Raw genomic sequence first — 21,630 nt, forward strand, 5'->3', positions numbered from 1 at the left:
TCAGTTCGTACCATCGCTGTGCGCCGCGGCGGCGCGCTGCGGCAGAGCGAGGATCAGCGTGACGATCGCGATGGCAAGCACCGCCGAGGCACCGGCGCGGCTCAGCGCCAGCCCGCCATGGTCGACCGGCTTGTCCAGAAAGTCGCCGACCACGGCGCCGAGCGGACGGGTCAGGATGAAGGCGGCCCAGAACAGCGCGACATGGCTGATCGCGGTGCGATAATAAGCGATGGCGAGCAGCGCGAGCAGCGCACCGAAGATGATCGCCGACCCCAGGTAGCCGAGCGGGCCGTCGGCAATCCAGTCGCCGAGCGCGGTGCCCAGCGTCTGCGAAAAGGTGATCGTCAGCCAGTAATAGAGCTCGGCCCGCGGTTCGTGCACCGACTGGATCGAGATGCTGCCGAGCATCCGGTGCCAGACCGCGAGCGAGGCCAGTACCGCACCGAGCAACATCAGCGAACCGCCGGGATAGCCGATGCCGAGCGAGCGCGTGGCAAAGTCGGCCATCGTCGTGCCCGCCGTCGTCGAGGCGATGATCGTCGCCCAATAGAGGAAGGGATGAAAGGCGCGGGCGCGAATCTGCCAGACGATCAGGATCGCCAGCACCGCCGCAAAAATCGCGGTGCCGACCAGATAGCCCAGATTCATCGACATGCTCACCGTGTCACCCGCGGTCTCGCCAAAGGTGGTCGCCAATATCTTGATGATCCAGAAACCCAGCGTCACCGCCGGCACCTTGGTCAGCACCTGCTTTTCCCTGTCAGTCATTTGCATCTCCTTGTGTGGCGCACGATTAGCGCGGCGGAGCGTTTCGCCCTATAAGCAGGCGCTTATTCCCGTCCCGATAAGCGGAAGTGCCATGCCATCTATCCAGTCTGCGCCCGGTAAAAGCCGCTTTTCGCCCCGTCTGATCGGCCCGATCGCCGTGGCGGCGCTTCAGGCCGTCGCCGCGAGCTATTTCGTCGTCGACGGCATCGACGATCTGATCGAACAGGCCGGACGCGGCTTCAGCGTCGAGGTGATGATGGAATGCCTCGTCGCCCTCGCCCTGCTCGCCGGCGTCGTGCTCGGCGCGCGCCATCTGCGCCGGATCGCAGGCGACCTCGCGCGCGCCGACGATGCGCTCGCCCGCGCGCGCGGCGCGCTCGCCGACCATATTGCCCATCGCTTCGATACCTGGTCGCTGACGTGCGGAGAAAGCGACGTCGCGCTCTTCGCGCTCAAGGGCTGCGACGTCGCCGAAATCGCCCGGCTCCGCGGCGCGGCGCCGGGCACCGTGCGCGCGCAGCTCAGCCAGGTCTATGCCAAGGCGGGCGTCGGCAGCCAGGCCATGCTGATGTCGCTGTTTCTGGAAGACTTGCTCGACACCGATCCAGCCGCGGGGCCGCAACGCGGCGAGTGAGGGGCGTCGATCCATTGGCTCGCCGCTGGGACGCCACGCGATCGCCGATACCCGCACGTAATGGATGGAACGGGACTCGATCCTGCCGCATCGTCGGCGGAACCCAGCCCTGTGATCTGCGCGACGGCCGCCGCGAGCGTGGACCGGGAGACGCGAAAGGGCGTAGCCGATACCGTTCATATCGGCTGCAACGACGATAGCGATCCTCTTGCGCCCCGCCCATGATGCGATGGCAAAGATCGCAGGGCGTATCACGCACGCAGGACGATACCGGATAAGGGGGGGGCGGCCTTCCGTTCGGGCGCGCGGGCGCGACCGAGAGCGGGCGGAGCATGGCATAGAGGTGCGCTAAGTCACTAAAAAGACGCCAAGCCTTTATTCATATATACATTGGTTTTAATGTATATTGACATCAATATCAACATGGCTCAGCTTCCTGGCAGGAGAAAGCTCCAGCCGGCTACCGGCACAAAATCAGGGGAGAGAATATGCTACACATCCGGCCCGCTCGCATTTCGCGCACGGTCAGCCTTCTCGCGTTGGGAATCGCCATCGCGACTCCCGCGGCCGCTCAGCAGGGGCCACAGGCCGAGGAAGCAACGGACGGCAATCTGATCATCGTGACGGCGCAGAAGCGCGAAGAAGCCATTCAGGATGTGCCGATCGCGATATCGGCCTTCTCCGCCGAGGCGCTCGACAATTACAAGATCGAAAGCGGCTCGGAGTTGCTGCGCGCGGTCCCGAATGTGAATTTCTCCAAGAGCAATTTCAGCATGTACAACTTCTCGATCCGCGGGATCGGGACCAAGGCGATTTCGGCGTCCAGCGATCCCGCGGTCGCGGTGAGTTTCAACAACACGCCGCTGATCCGCAACCGCTTGTTCGAATCCGAACTCTTCGACATGCAGCGGGTCGAGGTGCTACGCGGCCCGCAGGGAACGCTTTATGGCCGCAACGCCACGGCGGGGGTGGTGAACCTGATTCCCGCGTTGCCCGATGACATGTTCGAGCTCGATACCAAGGTCGAGGTCGGCAACTACAAGACGATGCGGGCCAGCGGGATGATCAACGTCCCCATCACCGACACGCTGGCGATCCGCGCGGCCGGCGCACTGACAAGCCGCGACGGGTTCGACTACAACACATTTACCCAGCGACGCGTCAACGGCCGGCAGCTCTGGTCGACCCGCCTGTCGATGCAGTGGAAACCCAGCGATCGCCTGAAAATCAATGCTATCTGGCAGCATTTCGACGAAGATGACGATCGGTCGCGCACCGGCAAACAATTGTGCACGCGCGATCCCGGCCCGGCAGAGATCAATGGCATCCGGATTCCCGATGGGACGCAGCCGGGCGTCGTCACGCCACTTGAAGAGAATCTGCGGGGCCGCTTCAGCCAGGGTTGCCAGTCGGCGTCGCTGTATGACGATGCGGCCTATGGCACGCCGAACGGATCGGGTCTTGCCTTTGTCGTCGCCGGTCAGGTGGTCATTCCGATGGGCCTGCCGCCGGGCAATTCTTTTCAGCAGGTCTATGCCTTCCTTCCGACCGACCCCTTTGTCGACGCAACCCAGTCGCGCAACCTCAGGGAAATCGCGACCGGCTATGATCCGGTTTTTCGCGCCAAGAACGATATCTTCCAGGGTAATGTGGAATTCGACGTCACCGATGCCCTGACCTTCGTGTCGCAGACCGCCTATGCCCGCGATCGCTACTATTCGTCGCAGGATTATAATCGCTTCGTATCCGGACCGTTGTTCAGCGATACGACCGGGCTGCTCGACCCGCAAACAGGGGTTCCGATAAGCCAGGCTCATGCCGCGCCGGGCGGCATTTTCTGCGACCCGCAGCTGGGCTGTTCCAACCGCCTGCTGGCGGCCGATCTCAGCCGGTCGCGCAATCGCCAATGGTCGCAGGAGTTTCGTCTGCAATCCTCTTTCGACGGACCGTTCAATTTCAACCTTGGCGTCAATTATCTCGATTTCAAAACGCAGGACGACTATTTCGTTTTCAACAACGCCTTCACCTACATCGCATATAATCTGTACAATCGTTCGCCCCCCTATGGCACGACCAATTACGACCCCTGCCCGATCGGAACGACGGGAAGCGATTGCGTTTACGTCGACCCCAATCCGATCGATTCCCTCGATGAACAGGGCCATAATTATTTTCTCAGCCGCAATCTGGTGCGGACGAAATCCTGGGCGATTTTTGGTGAGGCTTATTGGAACGTCACCGAAAATCTGAAGATCACCGCAGGCCTGCGCTGGACCAAGGACAAGAAAACCACCACGCCGGTGCAAAGCCAGTTGCTGCTTGGCGGCGGCGGCGGGACCATCGGGACGAGCGGCGGCAATGTAAGCTTCGGATATCCGACCGATCCCGATGTCGTCCAGAAATGGTCGGAACCGACGGGCCGCATCGTGATCGACTGGAAGCCCGATCTGGGCTTTGCCGACCAGACTCTGATCTATGCGTCTGCCTCGCGCGGTTACAAAGGCGGCGGCACCAACCCGCCGCGCCCAAATCTGAACCCGCGTATCGTCCAGTTCCAGCCACTGCCGGCGACCTTCAAGCCCGAATATGTGACCGCCTTTGAAATCGGGACGAAGAACAGCTTCGACGGGGGGCGGGTCACGCTGAACGCGACGGCATTCTATTATGATTACGAAGACTACCAGATCTCGCAGATCGTCGATCGCATTTCGCTCAATGAAAATTTCGACGCGACGAGCTGGGGCCTCGAACTCGAAACCGCATGGCAGCCGTCGCGCGCTTTCCGGGTCGACGCCAATCTGGGATATCTGCGAACCCGCCTCAAGAAGGGTGCCCGATCAATCGACGTGATGAACCGCACACAGGGCAATCCGGACTGGGTGTTGCTGCGCCCGTGGATCCAGCTGCCATCGAACTGCATCGCGCCGCGAGAGATCGTCGAGAATATCCTCAGCAATCCCGTGACCCAGTTCGGCGTGGGCCTGAATGCCCTGCAGGCGTTGTGCGGTGGGTCCAAGGAAATGGGAACCTTCGACCCGTCCATCACCGACGGCTTGCCGCTCTATCAGTTTTACGGGTTCGAATATAATCCGATCACCGATGCACCCAACGGCGGACGCGGATTTTTTGCCGATCTGGAAGGCAATGAGCTGCCCAACGCACCGCGCCTGACATTCAATATCGGTGCCCAATATACTATTCCCATCGACAATGGTGATTGGGAACTGACCCTGAGAGGCGATTATTACCGTCAGTCCAAAAGCTTCGCACGCGTATATAATAGCGCCTATGACCGCTTGAAGGGATGGGACAATGTCAACCTGGCGGTAACACTGATGCGGCCCGATGATGAATTGACATTTCAGTTCTACGTTAAAAATGTCTTCAACAAATCGCCCATCACCGACTTTTTCACCAACAGCGACGACACGGGATTAAGCACGAACGTATTTACGCTGGACCCAAGAATATTCGGCTTCAGTATCGCGAAGCGATTCTGAGGTCTATCTTCCAGATTCCGGCGGGTCAGGCGAGTAAAATGGTCATACGGCCCGGCCTTCTGGTACTCGACCGGTTACGCGACAGCGGGCTGCCCCGGCATAATGTTGCGCTTAATCTGGCCGTTGGGCGCCGCGGAATGGGGGCGTCGCTGAACGCGAACTGGAATGGCCCGGCGCGCGTCCGCTTGGACGCCGCCGTCGGCGCGACGGAATTTCGTTATCCATCCTGGGCGCAGTTCAATCTGGGGTTGTTTGTCGAGCCCGAACGGTAGGGCGGAATATCGCGCGCGCGAAATTGGGCGTCCAATCTCAGAATATCCCTCGATGTCCAGAATATTCTGAACGGATATCAAAGGGTGACGGTTTTGGGCGCGACCACGCGACGCGGTTTGACGCGCGACGAAATCGACCCATTGGGCCGAACCATCCGCCTTAACATCCGAAAACAATTCTAGGGTCAGGACGCGGCTGGCGGAATTCCCGACGGAAGCAGGAACAGGGGCAGGATACGGGCCATCAGGTCGCGCATCGCATCGTCTTTCTGGTCCAGCATGTCGCGCAAATAAGGGCCAATCACCGCGTCGCCGAATGCACTCACCGCTATCATCAGCACCGCTGCCCGTACCCGGTTCTGTGCGCCCTCGTCCGTCGATTGGCCAACGATCGCTTCGACGAGCGAGCAAACCGCTTCGCGCACGGGCTCAAGGTGCGCCACATCTCCCGACAGGATGATCCAGGCCGCGAGCGGCCCGGCACCGCCCTTGTCGAAGGCGTCGAAAACCCGATCCGTCACCGCGCGCGGCGCCGCGGCGTCGGTCTTGAGCAATTCGACCACATGGCCAAGTGCGACCGTCAGGTCGTTGATCATCGATCCCATCAGGGCAGACTGAAGGCGGGCGGCCGACCCGAAATGATGCAGGACATTGGCATGCGACATACCGATGTCGTCACCGATATTCGCCAGCGTCACCGCCCCGGGCCCGCCCTCAAGCAACAAGCGCCGCGCCGCCGCCAGCCCCTCCTCGCGAACTTCGGGGCCCAGCCGCTTGCGCCGCTTCACGCGCGGCATCGCTTCCTTTTGCATTCCATTGTTCCTTGCGGCCGTCCCACCCACCTGGGCCGAAATCCTCGGCGTCCTTAGCGCAAAGCGCTCGCCTGTCACAATGCATCTGTGCCCGGGGGCGGGCACGCTAAGCCCTCACCGTCCGATCTGATCGGCCTTGTCGCGCAGGTCGGCTGCTGCCTGGTCCTTCCCCCGCCGTTCCAGAAGATCGGCATAGAGCCGCATGATGTCGGCGTTCAGCGGTTGCAGGCGATAGGCGAGCGCGATCATCGGCAGCGCGCGGGCGTCGTCGCCCTTTGCGGCCCAGGCCCGCGCCAGTTCGCGCAGGATGACCACGTCGCGGTTGCCGATCCGTTGCCGCACCCGTTCGAAATGGGCGATCGCCTGATCCCAATGCCGCAAGTCCATCGCGAGGTGCCCTGCCAGCCGTTCGGCGGCGAGGCTCGATGGCTGGCGATTGCGCAGCGCGAGGATCGCCGCGCCCGATCCCGCCGGATCGCCCGAGCGATACAGCGCGTTGGCGAGCCGCAGCGTCGTGCGCTCGCCCGCGTCGAGATCGCGCGCGGCACGATAGGCGGCGATGGCAAGATCATAGCGCTCGCCCGCCAGCGCCGCGTCGCCGAGCAGGATATGCGCGTCGGCGACGCCGCGATTGGCGTCGCGCAGCCGCGTCGCGCGCGCGATGGCCCGGGCATATTGGCCGCTTGCCATGTCGGCCGCGATCGCCGGGATCGCCTTTGCCGGATCGAGCGGGGCGGCATCGGCCGCCATCGCGACCAGGCCATAGTCGTTATCGACCGCAAAGGGCCCCGCCTCGCCGCGCGCCAGACTGGCGGCGCGCGCCTGATAATCCGCAGATACGCCGCCTCGGCCTTCTTCGGCAGCGACGCGTGCAGCAAGCAGCAGCGACCAGCTATCGGCGTCGCCGCGATCGACGATCGGTTGCAGCGCCGCCATCGCGCCGTCGTCGTCGCCATCGGCCCAGTTCGCCGCAGCCAGCACACGCCGCGCGGTGAAATTGTCGGGCTGCTCGGCGAGCAGCCGCTCGGCCCAGCTCGCGCCGACTGCCTCGCCGCCCAGTTGCAACTCGACGATGGCGCTCAGCAGCATGAAGGCCGGTTCGTCGTCCATCTGCCCGCGCGTGCGCTGGAGCAGGCTGCGCGCGAGCTGATAATTGTCGGCGCGCGCCGCGAGCACCGCCTGCAGATAATAGATCCGCGGATCGCCGGGGATCAGCGTCGCAGCGTGGCGCAACGCGACCAGCATGTCGCGATAGCGACCGATGTCGCCGAGCGTCGCGGCCTGATCGATCAGCGCCCCGGCATTGTCGGGATCGGCGGCAAGCGCCGCGTCGTACCAGCGCAGCGATGCGCGCAGCCCCTCCTCGGTGCGGACGAGATTGGCCTTCAGCGCCAGCGCGGCGCTGTTCGCTCCATCAAGTTCGATCGCATAGTCGGCCGCATCGCGGGCGCCCTTGATATCGGCATTGGCATTGCGGAAGCGCGCGACATCGACCCACAACATCGAATCGCGCGGTAATTCGCGCACCGCGCGGTCATAGGCGTCGCGCGCCGACGCAAGGTCGCCATTGGCCAGATGGACGTTGCCCGCGACCCACGCCGCCTCCCCCATCATTTCGGGCGCGATCGGACCGCCGTCGAGTTCGTCGAAGGCGCGGCGGCCGTCGCCCTGCATCGCATAGGCGCGCGCGAGCAGCGGGCGCAGCACGGCGCGATTGCCGCCCGCCTCGATCGTCGCCTTGACCGCGGCCTCAGCCGCCACTCCGTCGCCAAGCCGGAACAATATGCGGATCAGCCGGATGCGCGGTTCGAACGATTGCGGATCGTCGGCGACCGCCCGTTGCAGTTCGGCGCGGCGTTCCTGCAGGTCGGCGCGCGAACCCGGCGGCTGCGGCGCGGCGCAGCCGGCGAGCGCCGACGCCGCGACCAGCACGGCCAGCCAAGGCCCGCGCCATGCCATTCAGGCCTGAATCCGATATTGCTTGAGCAGGTCGTAAAGCGTCGGGCGACTGATCCCGAGCAATTTCGAGGCAAGCGAGATATTCCCCTCGCTTTGCGTCATCGCGCGGCGGATCGCCACGCGGTCGGCGGCTTCGCGCGCGCTGCGCAGATTGAGGTGGCTTTCCCCGGGCTCGTCGCCGCGCCCCGCCATGTCGAGATCGTCCTTCGACACCAGCTTGCCGTCGGCCATGATGACCGCGCGCTTGATCCGGTTTTCCAGCTCGCGCACATTGCCCGGCCAGCGCGCCGCATCGATCGCCTGCAACGCGTCGGGGGTAAAGCCACGCACCGCCGGGTTCATTTCGGGCGCATATTTATGCAGGAAATGCCGCGCCAGCAGCACCGCGTCGCCCGGCCGTTCGGCGAGCGCGGGGATCTTCACCACCATTTCGGCGAGCCGGTAATAAAGGTCATCGCGGAAGGCCCCTTGGGCGATCATCGCGTCGAGGTCGCGGTGCGTTGCACAGACGATCCGCGTGTCGACTGCAATCGGCTTGCGGCCGCCGATGCGCTCGATCGTGCGTTCCTGCAGGAAGCGCAGCAGCTTCACCTGCAGCGGGAGCGGGATGTCGCCGACTTCGTCGAGGAACAGCGTGCCGCCGTGCGCCAGCTCGATCTTGCCCTCGGTGGTTTTGAGCGCGCCGGTAAACGCGCCTTTTTCATGCCCGAACAATTCGCTTTCGAGCAGATTTTCGGGGATGGCGGCGCAGTTGATCGCGACGAAAGCGCCGTCGCGGCGGCCGCTCGCCTCGTGCAGCCCGCGCGCGAGCAATTCCTTGCCCGTGCCGCTGGCGCCTAGCAGCATCACCGACACGTCGAGGTTGGCGACGCGCTCGATCGTGCGCGCGACCTTCTGCATTTCGGGGGCGCCGGTAATCATGCCGCCGAGGACGCGATTGTCACCCGTCCCCGCCTCGGCAAGCCGCGCATTTTCGACCTCGAGCGCGCGGACGTGAAAGGCGCGGCGGACGATCAGCCCCAGCTCGTCGATGTCGATCGGCTTCTGATAGAAGTCCCACGCCCCGTTCGCGATCGCGGCAAGGGCGCTGGCGCGCTCGCCATGCCCCGAAACGACGATCACCTTGGTATCGGGCTTCAGCTCGAGGATCGCCTGCAGGATGCGGAAGCCCTCGCGCGTCCCGTCGGGATCGGGCGGCAGGCCGAGGTCGAGTGTGACCACCGAAGGTTCTTCCGCGCGCAACAGGTCGATCGCGCTGTCATGGTCGCCCGCGACCAGCACCTCATAATCTTCATACGCCCATTTGAGCTGCGTCTGCAGCCCCGGATCGTCCTCGACGACCAGCAGTTTCGGGTGGGGCGCGCCGGTGTCGCTCATTGATTTACCGCTTTCCTGTCGTCCTGATCGTCATTCACCGCGTCGCGCCCGTCGGCGAGCGGCAGCCACAGCGAGAAATCGCTGCCCTTGCCCGGCTCGCTCGTCACCTCGATCCGCCCGCCCATCGCCTGCGCCAATCCCATCGCCTCGAACGCCCCCAGCCCGAAGCCGCCATCCTTGGTCGAAACAAAGGGTTTGAACAGTTCGTCGCGAATGAAGGCGCGCGTCATGCCGCTGCCCTGGTCGATGACATCGATCCGCACCCGGCCCTGTTCGGCGACCGCGATCAGTTGCACCGGCGTATCGGACGGCGAGGCGTCGATGGCATTGGTGACGAGATGCTGGACGATCTGGCGGATCGACGCCGCATCGCCCCACGCCGACAGCCCAGCCTGACAGCCGACGAACAGCGCGCGCCGCGCGCGCACCTCGGCCGCAACGTCGTTCAGCACCGGCTCGATCAATACCCGTCCGCGTTCCCCCGCGGGTCCGCGCCCGCGCGGCGACAGCCGTTCGAGCAGGTCGGACAGGCGCCCGGCTGAAATGCGCAGCGTCTCGATCATGTCGGCACGAAACTCCGGCTTGTCGGCATGGCGCTCGGCATTGCGCGCGAGCAGCGACAATTGGCTCGCCAGATTCTTGATGTCGTGCATGATGAAGGCGAAGCGGCGGTTGAATTCGTCGAAGCGCTTGGCTTCCGACAGCGCCTGCTGTCCCTGCGCTTCGGCCAGATAGCTCGCCGCCTGCTGGCCCGCGATGCGCAGCACGTCGAGATCCTCCCAGTCGAGCGCGCGCGACACCGGCGGGCGGTGGAGCACCACGACCGCTATCATCCGCTGAAAATGCAGCACGGGCACCACCACCCACGCCCGCGGGTCGGAGAGCAGCCAGTCGGGAATCGCCAGATCCTCCGCCCCCTGCCGCTTGCCCGCGCGTTCGGCGTCGAGATCGACGATGTGCCGCGTTTCCTGAAGCATATAGGCCGATCGCGGCGACAGCGACGCATCGCCCTGCCCCTCACCTTCGCCCGCCTCGGCCCAGCGCCACCGGTCAGCGGCCCGAAAGCCGCCCTGCCCGTCGGGTACCAGCAGCAGCGCGCCGGGACTGCCGGTCAGTTCGGCAAGCGCCTTGGCGACACGGCGGTGGAGATCGCCCCCATCCTCGCCCCCCTCCACGCCATCGCCCGCCCGTTCACCGAACTGGCCCAGCGTCGCGGTGAAGCGCAGCCATTCGGCACGGTAATCATAGCGATGCTCGAAGAAATGCTTGGAGATCATCACCGACAGCCAGGCGCGCGTCGGCGCCGATAGCAGCAGCAGGCCGCCGATTCCCAGCGCCGCGATCAGGAAGATCCCCTGGGCCGCCTCTCCATAATCGCCGCCAATCAGCCGCGTGACCGCCCCGACGACGCCGATCAGCACCAGATATGCGGCCGCAGCGAGCAGCAACATCCCCCGTGCCGCGACGCTGCGCGACAGGCGGATACGCTCGCGCCCGACGTCCATCGCGGCGAGCACGAACAGCGGCAGGATCAACAGCGCGACCGCGGGAAGCAGCGCGATCAGCGTCGTCGCGCGGGTACCGGTCAGCGCCCCGATGAACTGGATATTGAGCTCATAGGTCCACAGCATCGCGAAGCCGCCGGCGATTGCCAGCACCGGGGTGCGGATCGCGGCGCTCGCGCGGCGCACGCCGCCATCGACGACGATCAAGCCGCCGGTCGCGACGATCATCGCCGAAATCGCAAGCGTCGGCGCCGCCCAGGATTCGGCCGCATCGCCGCCCTGCCAGATCGACAGCGCGCCGATACCGAACATCAGGAAACAGATCGTCAGCAGTAGTCGCTGAACCAGCCGCAGCGGCCGCCCCATCGGCGCCGCCGCACTCCAGAAACTGGCGCCGAGCCATAGCAGGATCGCCGCATCGCGCAGCGGTTGAACGACGAGCGCGGCCGCACTGTCCGGCCCTGCGAGCCACAAGGCGCCGCACCACACGGCCATCGCCGCCGCCGCCGCAATCGTGGCGCGCGGCGCGGTGAGCAAGGCCGCCATGCGCGCGCGCGGCCGCACGAGCAGCCAGATCGCGGCACCCGAAAAGCCCAAGGTTCCAAGCCCGGCGAGCAAATGCGTAAGGCCGGCGAGCAGCGTCATCGTCAGCGCGCGCCCTCCGGCCACAGCACGACGCGCACCGTCTGGAGCAGGATCAGAAGATCGAGGAAGGGCGAATAATTCTTTGCATAATAAAGATCATATTCCAGCTTCACCCGCGCATCCTCGACCGACGCGCCATAGGGATAGTTGATCTGCGCCCAGCCGGTCAGGCCGGGCTTCACCATATGGCGTTCGGCATAATAGGGCAGCTGGCGTTCGAGTTCGTCGACGAAGCTCGGCCGTTCGGGGCGCGGGCCAACGAAGCTCATCTCGCCTTTCAGCACGCACCAGAGCTGCGGCAGTTCGTCGATGCGCAGCTTGCGGATGATGTGGCCGACGCGCGTGATGCGGGGGTCGTTTTCCGCCGCCCACACCGCCTTGCCCGCCGCTTCGGCATCGGTGCGCATCGAACGGATCTTCAAGATATTATAAGGTTCGCCGAACAAACCGACGCGCGGCTGGCGATAGAGGACCGGCCCCTTGCTATCGAGTTTCACGGCAAGCGCCGCGATCAGCGCGAGCGGCAGGCCGATCACCAGCACGATCAGGCTGGCAACGATATCGAACAGCCGCTTGCCGACCTTGGAGATGCGTTGCCCCGCCGAAAAGCCGTCGGAAAAGATCAGCACGCTGGGGTTTGTCGTCGCCAGATCGACGCGGCCCGTTTCGCGTTCGATGAAGCTGGCGATGTCGTTGACATGCACGCCGGTGGTCTTGACGCGCAGCAGATCGGCGAGCGGCAGCGCGTTGCGCCGCTCCTCCATCGCGAGCACGACCTCGCCCGCGCGCAGCGCGACGACATGGTCGGAGAGGTTCGCGATCGCTTCGCGTGGGACCGCCTCGGCAATCGTGCGCTCGTTCCCGGTCATCGCAACGAAGCCGACGACGTCGATGCCGCTTCCCGGCGCCTCGGCCAGCGCGCGCAGCCGCGCTGCGCGCGCGCCGGCGCCCAGCACGAGGATGCGCCGCTTGAACGCATCGGCGCCCGCACTTTGCGTCAGCGCCAGCCGGATGAGAAACAGTGCCGCGATCGCCAATCCCATCGCGTAAAAGCTGTTGACGCGCCACAGCGTCGCGGTCGGCAAGAGAAAGCCGACCACCGAAAGGAAAATGACGCCCAGCGACACCGCGGCGAGCAGGCGCGCCGTCGCGAATTTCATCGATCGCAGCGCTTCGGCGCCATACATGCCGGTCGCCATCATCGCGAGCGAATTGGCGACGGCAAAGGTGGTGAGCGGCAACCAGCGATCGCCGAAGTCACCGGCATCGAAGCCGGCGATATGCGCATAAAGCGCCCACGCCGCATTGGCAGACGCAAACAGCGCTGCAAATTCGAGCAATGCGAGCCAGACGACCGCGTGCGGGACATAATGTTTGAACAAACGGAACATGTTGCGCCTGGCCCTTTCGGGCAGTCATCCTAGGGTCGAGGCGTGAAGTGTCGGTTAATTTTACACTCGCGCCGGGCCCTATTCGGGGATGACCGCGCGACTGACAGAGGATAGAGCCAAGGGATGAGTACCGAAATTCAACCGATCATCCTGTGCGGCGGCGCGGGTACCCGCCTCTGGCCCGAATCGCGCGGTGATCGCGCCAAGCAGTTCCTGCCGCTGACCGGCTCCGAAAGCCTGTTCCGGCAAACCGTCGCCCGCACCCCCGCCGGGCCGCATTTCACGCCGCCCGTGATCCTGTGCGGGACAGGCCATGTCGCGACCGTGCGCGACCAGATGGGCGATCATGAGGTCGCGCTGCTCGTCGAACCGATGCCGCGCAACACCGCCGCCGCCATCGCGCTTGCGGTGGCGCGCGCCGACGCCGACAGCTTGCTGCTCGTCATGCCCAGCGACCATATCATCGCCGACGTTCCCGCGTTCCACGCCGCCATCGCCAAGGGCGCGCATCTGGCGCAGCAGGACTGGCTCGTCACCTTCGGCATCGCCCCGGACCGCCCCGAAACCGGCTTCGGCTATATCGCCAGCGGCGCCGCGCTCGGCGACGATGGTTTCGCGGTCGCCCGCTTCGTCGAAAAGCCGCCGCTGGCCGAGGCCGAACTTATGCTTGCCGAAGGAGGCTATAGCTGGAACGCGGGCATTTTCCTGTTTCGCGCCGGCCGCATGCGCGATGCGATGCTCACCCATTGCCGCGCGATCTTCGAAGCCGCCGACCGCGCCGTCGCTGCGGGCGGTTATGACGGCGACGCGCTCTATGCCGACGCCGACGCCTTCGCTGCCGCGCCCTCCGATTCGATCGACTATGCGGTGATGGAAAAGGACGACCGCGTCGCCGTCGTTCCCGTGGCGATGGGCTGGTCGGATCTCGGAAGCTGGCAGGCCGTCCACGCCCTCGCTGGCGGCAAGGATGCCGACGGCAACGCGGTCAGCGGCGACGCGTTCCTGCACGACAGCCACGGCAATCTTGTCCGCGCCGGCGGCAAGCGCGTGTCGCTCGTCGGGATGGAGGGCGTCGCGGTCATCGTCGACGGCGACGACATTCTCGTCATGCCGCTCGACCGCTCGCAAGACGTCCGCGCCGCCGCCAAGGCGCGCGGTTAGGGCGCGAGGCGCGCGCCATCCCCCTCCGCGGGCAGGATATCGACCTGCGCCGCCAATATCCGGTGGCGCATCGCGTCCCAATCGGCGAAGCGCCAGAAGGTCGGGCTGTCGCGTCCCACAATGCGCGGATTATCTGCCGATGGCCCGATGGCGCGGTCGTGGAACGCGATCTCGGTCAGCGTCTCGCAATCGAAGAAGATGCGCACCATGACATCCTCAGCATAGTCGCCCGCGCTGCCCGTCACGACGCCCAGTTCGCCGCACGACAGCCGCACCAGCGTCCCGACCGGATAAATGCCCAGGCTGTCGGCGAATTGTTCGAGCAGACGGCTATCGAAATGCCCTTGCCATTGCTGCATTTCGGTCAGCGCCTCGCACGGCGTCCACGGATCCTTGTAGGGACGCTCCGACGTCACCGCGTCATAGACGTCGCAGATGGCACCCATCCGCGCGAACAGCGACAATGCCTCGCCCGACAGGCCATCGGGATAGCCGGCGCCATCGACCTTCTCATGGTGCCGCAGGCAGACTTCGAGCGCCGCGTCGGGAACATCCTTCGAATTGGCGAGCAATCGGTGGCCGGCCGCCGGATGCCCGCGCACCGAATCGCGCTCAAGATCCGACAGCGCCCCGGACTTGGTCAAAATGTCGTCCGAAATCGCAATCTTGCCGACATCGTGAAGAAGTCCGGCGACGCCCAGATCCTGCACGACGCGCTCATCGAGTTCCAGATGCCGCGCGAAATTCATCATCAGCGCGCACACCGCCACCGAATGGAGATAGGTATATTGGTCCTTTTCCTTCAGGCGGACGAGATTGATCAACGCCTTGGGATCGCGTTCGATCGAGGCGCCGATCGATTTGGCGAGCGGCACCATCCGCCGGGCCTCGACCGCGCGGCCCAGCCGGGCGGTCTCGAACATTTCGCTGACCGCTTCGCGCGACCGTTCGATGGCGCGGCGCGCGCGGCGACATTCGGCGGCATAGCCCTTGCGCTGGCGCGGTTCGTCGCGCGGCGGCGGAGGCGGCGGCACCATGGGCTCGGGCCAGGCGATCGGCCGTGCCGCGGCGCGCGATGGCTGGGGACGCGCAGGAAGCTTCGCCGCGACCGACTCGGGCCACGGCGCGTCCGTCGCTTCATCGATGTCGCTGCGGCTCTTGTCGATGATCAGCGCGTCGATTGCGGAGGCGCGGATACGCAGCAATTGTTCCATCGTTTCGACGCGAAAATGCCGACGCCAAAATGGGTGATCGAACCACGAGCCTTCGAAGCCGTGGACGAACATCCCGATCTGAGCCTCTTCGGGCTTTATCCGAACCAACATAACGCGCGGTCCCAACAGGTCCTTGGCATCCCCCCGATGCCAACCTCCGGCGCTACATAGACTTTCTTAAAAGCGGGTATATGCGCTGCCCCGTTTTGGGACGGAAACTCAATCGCCCGCAAAATCGAAGGCGCTCACGCCGCGTTCGCCCTCGCGAAAGCGCAGCGGGCGGCCGATCGGCGGCGCCGATCGCTGGACGCAGCCGGTCCGCGTGCAGCGACGACAACCAAGGCCGATCGGCGTCGCGGCGCTGCGCATCAGGTCCAGGCCGCGCGCGGCGATCAGCGGCGCCGCAACCTTGGCATCTACGCCCACGCACACCGCGAACCGTGCCGGCGTCCCGCCCCCCGTTGCGCCGGGTGCCGCCACGTTGCGGCTCTGCGTGAACCAGCGCGATCCGTCTTCCAGTTCGACCAGATCGGCGACCACCTCGCCGGGGCGCGCGAACGCTTCGTGGACGCCCCACAAGGGGCAGCGCGCATCGCCGTCGACGAGCGGCGACTGGCTCGCGCCGGCATAACGCTTGCTCCCCTGCCCCGCGCGGTCGATGCGCAGCATGAAGAAGGGTAGCCCGCGCGCACCCACGCGCTGCAGCGTCGTCAACCGATGCGCCACCTGCTCGAAGCTCGCCCCGAAGCGGCGCTGCAGCAACAGCAGATCGTAACCCGTCGCATCACAGGCGCGCAGGAAGCGGCCATAGGGCATCATCAGCGCGCTCGCGAAATATTGGATCAGGTGCCGCTCGAACAGCCGCGCCGCCGCCGCTTCGGCAAATTCCGCGCCGGCAATCAGCGCATCGATCTCGTCCTTCGCCTCGATCTGCGCCAGCGTCGCCGCCGCCTGAAAGGTCCGGCTTGCAGGGCGCAGCAGTTCGTTCAGCATCAATTGCCGCGCATGCCAGTCGAGCCAGCGGAGCCGGTCGGGCATGACGTCGGCGGGCAGGATGCGGATGCCAAGCTGGTGGCGTGTGCGCAGCCGCTCCGAAATCGTGCCGTAAAGGTCGCCGCCCGCAAGGCGCAATTCATCGGCCAGTTCCTCGGCGCGGGCGTCGAGGTCGGGGAAATGGTTGCGCCATTTCTCGATGGCGCGGCGCACCGCGGCCACTTCGGGGGCATCGCCCTCCACGTCCGCGCGCCCCTCCGGCGCCGCGTCAAACAGCCGCGCAAAGGCCGCGGCGGTCGCGGGCGCAGTCTGCAGCCATTCATCGACCTCCTGCGCGCCGATGCCGAGATCGGCGAAGCGCGGATCGGCAAGCCGCCGCCGCAGGCCTGCAAGCCCGCCGGGCACGTCCTCGGCGCCCAATTTCGCGGCATCGAAGCCGAAACGCTCGGCCAGGCGCACGATCACCGTCGCCGACAGGGGCCGCTGACCATGCTCGATCAGGTTGAGATAGCTCGGCGAAATATCGAGCGCCTCGGCCATCGCCGCCTGCGTCATTGCCGCTTCGCGCCGGACCTTGCGCACCGCCGGACCTGCAAACACCCGCCGCTCCGCCATAATTGTAACTTTCTTTACCGATTTACACGCTAATTTACACCTGATGGCCATATTTCACAAATATTATTGACAAAGCTTTTCACTTTCGGCGGCACTTTCGCCACCATCCAACCATCACCTCTCACAAGGATATGACGATGGGTTATCAGGAAGACATGGCACAGGCTGGCCGCCTCATCCGCGACTATGATGGCACCTGGGACGGCATCAGCGGCGAGAGCGTCGCGCGCATGCGCGCCCAGAACAAGTTCCGCACCGGCCTCGACATCGCCCGCTACACCGCGCGGATCATGCGCGCCGATATGGCTGCCTATGACGCCGATCCCGCCAACTACACCCAGTCGCTCGGCTGCTGGCACGGCTTCATCGCGCAGCAGAAGATGATCTCGGTCAAGAAGCATTTCGGCACCACCAAGGGCCGCTACATCTATCTGTCGGGCTGGATGATCGCGGCGCTACGCAGCGAATTCGGTCCGCTGCCCGACCAGTCGATGCACGAAAAGACCAGCGTCCCGGCGCTGATCGAGGAAATCTACACCTTCCTGCGTCAGGCCGACGCCCGCGAACTCGGCATGCTGTTCCGCGATCTCGACGCCGCGCGCGCCGAGGGCGACGAACTCAAGGCCAAGCAGGTTCAGGCCGCAATCGACAATCATGAAACGCATGTCGTGCCGATCATTGCCGACATCGATGCCGGCTTCGGCAACGCCGAGGCGACCTACCTGCTCGCCAAAAAGATGATCGAAGCCGGCGCCTGCGCGCTGCAGATCGAAAATCAGGTTTCGGACGAAAAGCAGTGCGGTCACCAGGACGGAAAGGTCACCGTGCCGCACGAAGACTTTATCGCGAAGATCCGCGCCTGCCGCTACGCCTTCATGGAACTCGGCGTCGAGGATGGCATCATCGTGACGCGCACCGACAGCCTCGGCGCGGGCCTGACCAAGCAGATCGCCTTCTCGAAGGAACCGGGCGACCTTGGCGACCGGTATAACAGCTTCCTCGACTGCGAAGAGGTCGAAGGCGCGGGCAACCCCGGCGACGTCCTGATCAACCGCGACGGCAAGCTGATGCGCCCGAAGCGCCTGCCCTCGAACCTTTATCAGTTCCGCCCCGGAACCGGCGAGGATCGCTGCGTTATGGACTGCATCGCCAGCCTTCAGAACGGCGCCGACCTGCTGTGGATCGAAACCGAAAAGCCGCACATCGAACAGATCGCCGGCATGGTCGACCGCATCCGCGAAGTCGTGCCCAATGCGAAGCTCGCCTACAATAATTCGCCGAGCTTCAACTGGACGCTCAACTTCCGCCAGCAGGTGTTCGACAGCTGGCAGGCCGAAGGCAAGGACGTCAGCGCCTATGATCGCGCCAAGCTGATGAGCGCCGATTATGACGAGACGGAGCTGTCGATCGAGGCCGACAACCGCATCCGCACTTTCCAGCGCGACGCGGCGAAGCGGGCGGGCATCTTCCACCACCTCATCACGCTGCCAACCTATCACACCGCGGCGCTCAGCACCGACAATCTCGCCAAGGAATATTTCGGCGACGAAGCGATGCTCGGCTACGTCAAGGGCGTCCAGCGCAAGGAAATCCGCCAGGGCATCGCCTGCGTGAAGCATCAGAACATGTCGGGCAGCGACATCGGCGACGACCACAAGGAATATTTCGCCGGCGAAGCGGCTCTCAAGGCCGCGGGCAAGGACAATACGATGAACCAGTTCGCCGCCTGACCCAGTTTGGCGCGGGGGTTTTCGTTGCCCCCCGCGCCTTCCGAGCTTTCCTGGGGAGGAAAGCCTGCCCGCCGGACGTCGATCGATGTCCGGCGGGCATTTTTGTCTGGATACGGTGACTTACCCCATTGGCCTTGTATCCCGCCGATTTGCGTGCATTATGGGGGAAATAGAAAAATCCCTCTCCCCACAAACGGCATCTCCCCATGAACGATACCCGACTGAAACTGATGGAAGCCATCGCGCGCAAGCGAACCGTGACCGCGCGCTACAATGGCAATGTGATGCGCCTCGCGCCGCATCTGATGTTCGAACGCCACGGCGCGCTGTTCGTCAGCGCGCTCAACCTCGACAAGAATTGGCGTTCCGACGACGAGCGCCGGCTCGGCCATTTCAAGCTCGATGGACTGGCGCAGACCGAGCTGGTCGACGAAGGCTTCGACCCGCTCCCGGCCTTTGAGCCCGTGGCGCCAAAGGACGAAGACACGCTCGTCCTGTCGATCTGATCCGGTCCGCTGGCTCTCCGGCATATTCTGCCGGAGTTCCCATGCAGGTTGCAATTCGGGCCGCCTCTACCCCCCGTTGGGGATAGAAGCGGCCCGCACGCTTCCTATGTCGACGCCGATGCGTCGCCGTCCTTCGTCTTGACGAGCGACCAGAGCACGCCGCCCGCGATCAACGCGACCGTGACGCCCAGGCTGATCAGCGGCGGGAATTTGGCCCCGCCGAGCAGGAAGTCGGCAACGAAGATCTTCGATCCGATGAAGACGAGCACCAGCGCCAGCGCATATTTCAGATAGTGGAAACGGTGGACCATGGCGGCGAGCGCGAAATAGAGCGCGCGCAGACCGAGGATCGCCATGATGTTCGACGTATAGACGATGAAGGTGTCGGTCGTGATCGCGAAGATCGCCGGCACACTATCGACCGCGAACACGAGGTCGGCCAGATTGATGACCACCAGTGCCAGGAACAGCGGCGTCGCGGCGAGCGCGAGCTTGCCGCTCTTCTTGTCGATCGTGCGGACGAAGAATTTTTCGCCATGCAGATCGGGCGTGATCGGAATGTGCCGCGACAGCCAGCGGACGACGGGATTGCCCGCAACGTCCATCGGCTTGTCGCTCGGGAACAGCATCTTGACGCCGGTGAAGACCAGAAAGGCGGCGAAGACGTAGAGCAGCCATTCATATTCGGTAACCAGCGCCGCGCCGCCCGCGATCATGATCCCGCGCAGCACGATCACCGCGACGATGCCCCACAGCAGCGCGCGATACTGATAGCGCGCGGGGATGGCAAAAGTCGCGAAGATCAGCGAGATGACGAAGATATTGTCGATCGACAGCGCCTTCTCGATGAAGAAGCCCGTGTAATATTGCAGGCCTGCCTCGCCGCCCTTCTCCGCCCAGATCCAGGCGCCGAAGGCCAGCGCGATACCGATATAGAGCGCCGAGAGCTTCAGGCTCTCGCCGATCCCCATCTCCTTGTTTTCCTTGTGCAGGATGCCAAGGTCGAATGCGGTCAGCGCGACGACAAGGCCGATGAAGGCGGCCCAGAACCAGACCGGCGTGCCGAGCCAGTCGGAAAACAGAAATTCCATATGCGTCCGTCCCAAAAGAAGGGACGCGCCGCTCGCAAGCGACGCGCCCATATCATGGATTATCGATGATTAGCGGCCGAAGGCCGGGCGCCGCGCGAGCATGGCAAGGCGATCCTTGACCGCCAGCTTCAGCTTCTTCAGCCGCAACAGGCGAAACGGATCGCCGCCACGCCGTCCGCGCTCGCGACGCACGGCGTCGTCGAGCTTGCGGTGCAGCACGGTCAATCGATAAATGTGGGTATTCATGGACATAAGGCGCCTCCTGATTGAGATTGCTCAAAACAGGTGACGCCGATGCCGGGCCCTTTGGTAGGGGGGAGGATGGGCCGCCAAGGCATCGGTGTCACCCGATGCGGTCCGACATCACGTGGCGGGAAATATCCCGCCGACGCCAGAGGGGCCCGGCCCGCACTTTTCAAATGTAGGATAGCGCCCCGCCGCTTGCAAGTCCTCCCGGGGACATTTGGGAGAACGCCTGCCGGCGACGGGACGCTACGCGTCGATCACTCGACGCGATTGAAATGCGTGGTTTCCAGCTTCTGGCTATTGTCGCTCGACCAGACGATCGTTTCGGTCATCGATTTCAGATCCTTGGCGACGGTATAGACCCGCGTCGATACCCGGGTGCCTGCCTTGCCCAAAGTCATTACCAATGTGTCCGGTGCCGGCTGACGCAGGGCGACGGTGTCGATGAACCCCATATTGCCGGTGATCGGCACGGCGACGCCATCGAGCGCGGCGGTCGATTCCGAATATTTGACCGAGCCATCGGGCGCAACGATTTCGACGCGCGTCGTCCACTTGCCGTCCTGCGCTGGCCGGAAGCTGATCGTCACCCGCCGGGGCCGTTCTTTTTCGGGCAACTGCGATGCGTCCAGCGACCAGCTTCCGACCAGCGGCAAGGAACGCGATGCCGTATCATGGGCGGCGTTCAAGGAACCCGGTTGGTCGGCGGACGGGGCGGCCGCAAACATCAATCCGGCGGCGGCCAGGGATATTGCAAAGAGCATGGCGATCAATCCTTTCGAACCGCGAACCCCGATGGCTGCGGTGTGCGCCAACGGCTCCACATCGGAGGGCGGTTTCGGAAGATCGATATTTTCGTCACAAGTTTTTTGGAGGTCGAGAAGGCGCGCCAATTCGCGGCTGCTGCCGACCCCCGTCTTGCGGCGGGCGGAGCGCAGGCGCTCATTGATCGAGGTTTCCGAACGCCCCAGGCGCGCCGCGATGGTCTTGACGGTATGCCCGGCGACCAAAAGGCGCAAAACCTCCACTTCCCGGTCGGTAAGACGCGCAGACAAGCCGGGAAACGGGTCATTCGCAGACATGGATTTTGCTCACCACAGCGCCACCGACAGGTCCATCCCAATTTATTTGGGAAATGGCGCTAGGGCCAGGCCGATCATGCCTGCGACCGAGCCGCCCGAATCAGGTCAGCGCGTCGGCCCCAATCCGCC

16 protein-coding genes and 1 pseudogene are annotated in these 21,630 nt (G+C 64.5%); 5 read left to right on the forward strand and 12 right to left on the reverse strand.

Annotated features, from left to right (window positions below; all coding sequences use genetic code 11):
* Complete coding sequence (locus EBMC1_RS09475) at nucleotides 1–768, reverse strand: COG4705 family protein (protein ID WP_003044227.1); 768 nt, start codon at nucleotides 766–768, stop codon at nucleotides 1–3.
* A 91-nt stretch (nucleotides 769–859) separates the two neighbouring features.
* Here EBMC1_RS09475 and EBMC1_RS09480 point away from each other — a divergent pair, with 91 nt between their 5' ends.
* Complete coding sequence (locus tag EBMC1_RS09480) at nucleotides 860–1,402, forward strand: helix-turn-helix transcriptional regulator (RefSeq protein WP_003044230.1); 543 nt, start codon at nucleotides 860–862, stop codon at nucleotides 1,400–1,402.
* A 488-nt stretch (nucleotides 1,403–1,890) separates the two neighbouring features.
* Entirely contained in the window at nucleotides 1,891–4,902 is a 3,012-nt protein-coding gene (locus EBMC1_RS09485; RefSeq protein WP_003044234.1) for a TonB-dependent receptor, read from the forward strand.
* Nucleotides 4,903–5,359: 457 nt separating this feature from the next.
* Here EBMC1_RS09485 and EBMC1_RS09490 read toward each other — a convergent pair whose 3' ends face one another.
* The 5 genes from EBMC1_RS09490 to EBMC1_RS09510 all read right to left on the reverse strand — a co-directional run bounded on the left by EBMC1_RS09490 (nucleotide 5,360) and on the right by EBMC1_RS09510 (nucleotide 12,863).
* Nucleotides 5,360–5,986 (reverse strand): TetR/AcrR family transcriptional regulator, encoded by a 627-nt coding sequence (locus EBMC1_RS09490; RefSeq protein WP_003044239.1) that lies wholly within the window; start codon nucleotides 5,984–5,986, stop codon nucleotides 5,360–5,362.
* A gap of 114 nt (nucleotides 5,987–6,100) precedes the next feature.
* Complete coding sequence (locus EBMC1_RS09495; protein WP_003044243.1) at nucleotides 6,101–7,945, reverse strand: tetratricopeptide repeat protein; 1,845 nt, start codon at nucleotides 7,943–7,945, stop codon at nucleotides 6,101–6,103.
* Nucleotides 7,946–9,322 carry a PEP-CTERM-box response regulator transcription factor gene (gene prsR, locus EBMC1_RS09500; protein ID WP_003044247.1) on the reverse strand — a complete coding sequence of 459 codons (1,377 nt, stop codon included), beginning with the start codon at nucleotides 9,320–9,322 and terminating at the stop codon, nucleotides 7,946–7,948.
* Nucleotides 9,319–11,472, reverse strand: a complete 2,154-nt coding sequence (gene prsK / locus EBMC1_RS09505) for an XrtA/PEP-CTERM system histidine kinase PrsK (RefSeq protein ID WP_040590083.1) — start codon at nucleotides 11,470–11,472, stop codon at nucleotides 9,319–9,321. The genes prsR and prsK overlap by 4 nt, the downstream gene beginning before the upstream one ends.
* Nucleotides 11,473–11,474: 2 nt before the next feature.
* Nucleotides 11,475–12,863: a TIGR03013 family XrtA/PEP-CTERM system glycosyltransferase gene (locus EBMC1_RS09510; RefSeq protein WP_003044252.1), complete on the reverse strand. Its 1,389-nt coding sequence runs from the start codon at nucleotides 12,861–12,863 to the stop codon at nucleotides 11,475–11,477.
* 123 nt (nucleotides 12,864–12,986) lie between these two features.
* Here EBMC1_RS09510 and EBMC1_RS09515 point away from each other — a divergent pair, with 123 nt between their 5' ends.
* Nucleotides 12,987–14,024: a mannose-1-phosphate guanylyltransferase gene (locus EBMC1_RS09515; protein ID WP_003044257.1), complete on the forward strand. Its 1,038-nt coding sequence runs from the start codon at nucleotides 12,987–12,989 to the stop codon at nucleotides 14,022–14,024.
* Here EBMC1_RS09515 and EBMC1_RS09520 read toward each other — a convergent pair.
* Entirely contained in the window at nucleotides 14,021–15,349 is a 1,329-nt protein-coding gene (locus EBMC1_RS09520; RefSeq protein ID WP_003044259.1) for an HD-GYP domain-containing protein, read from the reverse strand. The two genes, EBMC1_RS09515 and EBMC1_RS09520, sit on opposite strands and share 4 nt — an antisense overlap.
* 108 nt (nucleotides 15,350–15,457) lie before the next feature.
* A complete protein-coding gene (locus EBMC1_RS09525; protein WP_003044262.1) occupies nucleotides 15,458–16,846 on the reverse strand; it encodes a helix-turn-helix domain-containing protein in 1,389 nt (462 codons plus the stop codon).
* A gap of 137 nt (nucleotides 16,847–16,983) precedes the next feature.
* Here EBMC1_RS09525 and EBMC1_RS09530 point away from each other — a divergent pair, with 137 nt between their 5' ends.
* Both EBMC1_RS09530 and EBMC1_RS09535 read left to right on the forward strand, forming a co-directional pair.
* On the forward strand, nucleotides 16,984–18,576 hold the full coding sequence (locus tag EBMC1_RS09530) for an isocitrate lyase (RefSeq protein ID WP_003044264.1): 1,593 nt from the start codon (nucleotides 16,984–16,986) through the stop codon (nucleotides 18,574–18,576).
* A 206-nt stretch (nucleotides 18,577–18,782) separates the two neighbouring features.
* Nucleotides 18,783–19,082: a hypothetical protein gene (locus EBMC1_RS09535; RefSeq protein ID WP_003044268.1), complete on the forward strand. Its 300-nt coding sequence runs from the start codon at nucleotides 18,783–18,785 to the stop codon at nucleotides 19,080–19,082.
* 104 nt (nucleotides 19,083–19,186) lie between these two features.
* Here the strand turns inward: EBMC1_RS09535 and EBMC1_RS09540 are convergent, their stop codons facing one another.
* From EBMC1_RS09540 to EBMC1_RS18785, 4 genes and pseudogenes are all read right to left on the reverse strand, one after another.
* Nucleotides 19,187–20,173: a TerC family protein gene (locus EBMC1_RS09540; RefSeq protein ID WP_003044270.1), complete on the reverse strand. Its 987-nt coding sequence runs from the start codon at nucleotides 20,171–20,173 to the stop codon at nucleotides 19,187–19,189.
* 69 nt (nucleotides 20,174–20,242) lie between these two features.
* Nucleotides 20,243–20,419, reverse strand: coding sequence for a DUF465 domain-containing protein (locus tag EBMC1_RS18090; RefSeq protein WP_003044272.1), 177 nt, complete (start codon nucleotides 20,417–20,419; stop codon nucleotides 20,243–20,245).
* Between the two features lie 257 nt (nucleotides 20,420–20,676).
* Entirely contained in the window at nucleotides 20,677–21,108 is a 432-nt protein-coding gene (locus tag EBMC1_RS18780; protein ID WP_231292900.1) for a hypothetical protein, read from the reverse strand.
* Nucleotides 21,109–21,360: 252 nt separating this feature from the next.
* Nucleotides 21,361–21,501 (reverse strand): annotated as a pseudogene (locus EBMC1_RS18785) (LuxR C-terminal-related transcriptional regulator); the annotation flags it as partial.
* Nucleotides 21,502–21,630: the final 129 nt, after the last annotated feature.

Origin of the sequence: Sphingopyxis sp. MC1 (assembly GCF_000371385.1) — a bacterium.
Lineage (GTDB): Bacteria > Pseudomonadota > Alphaproteobacteria > Sphingomonadales > Sphingomonadaceae > Sphingopyxis > Sphingopyxis terrae.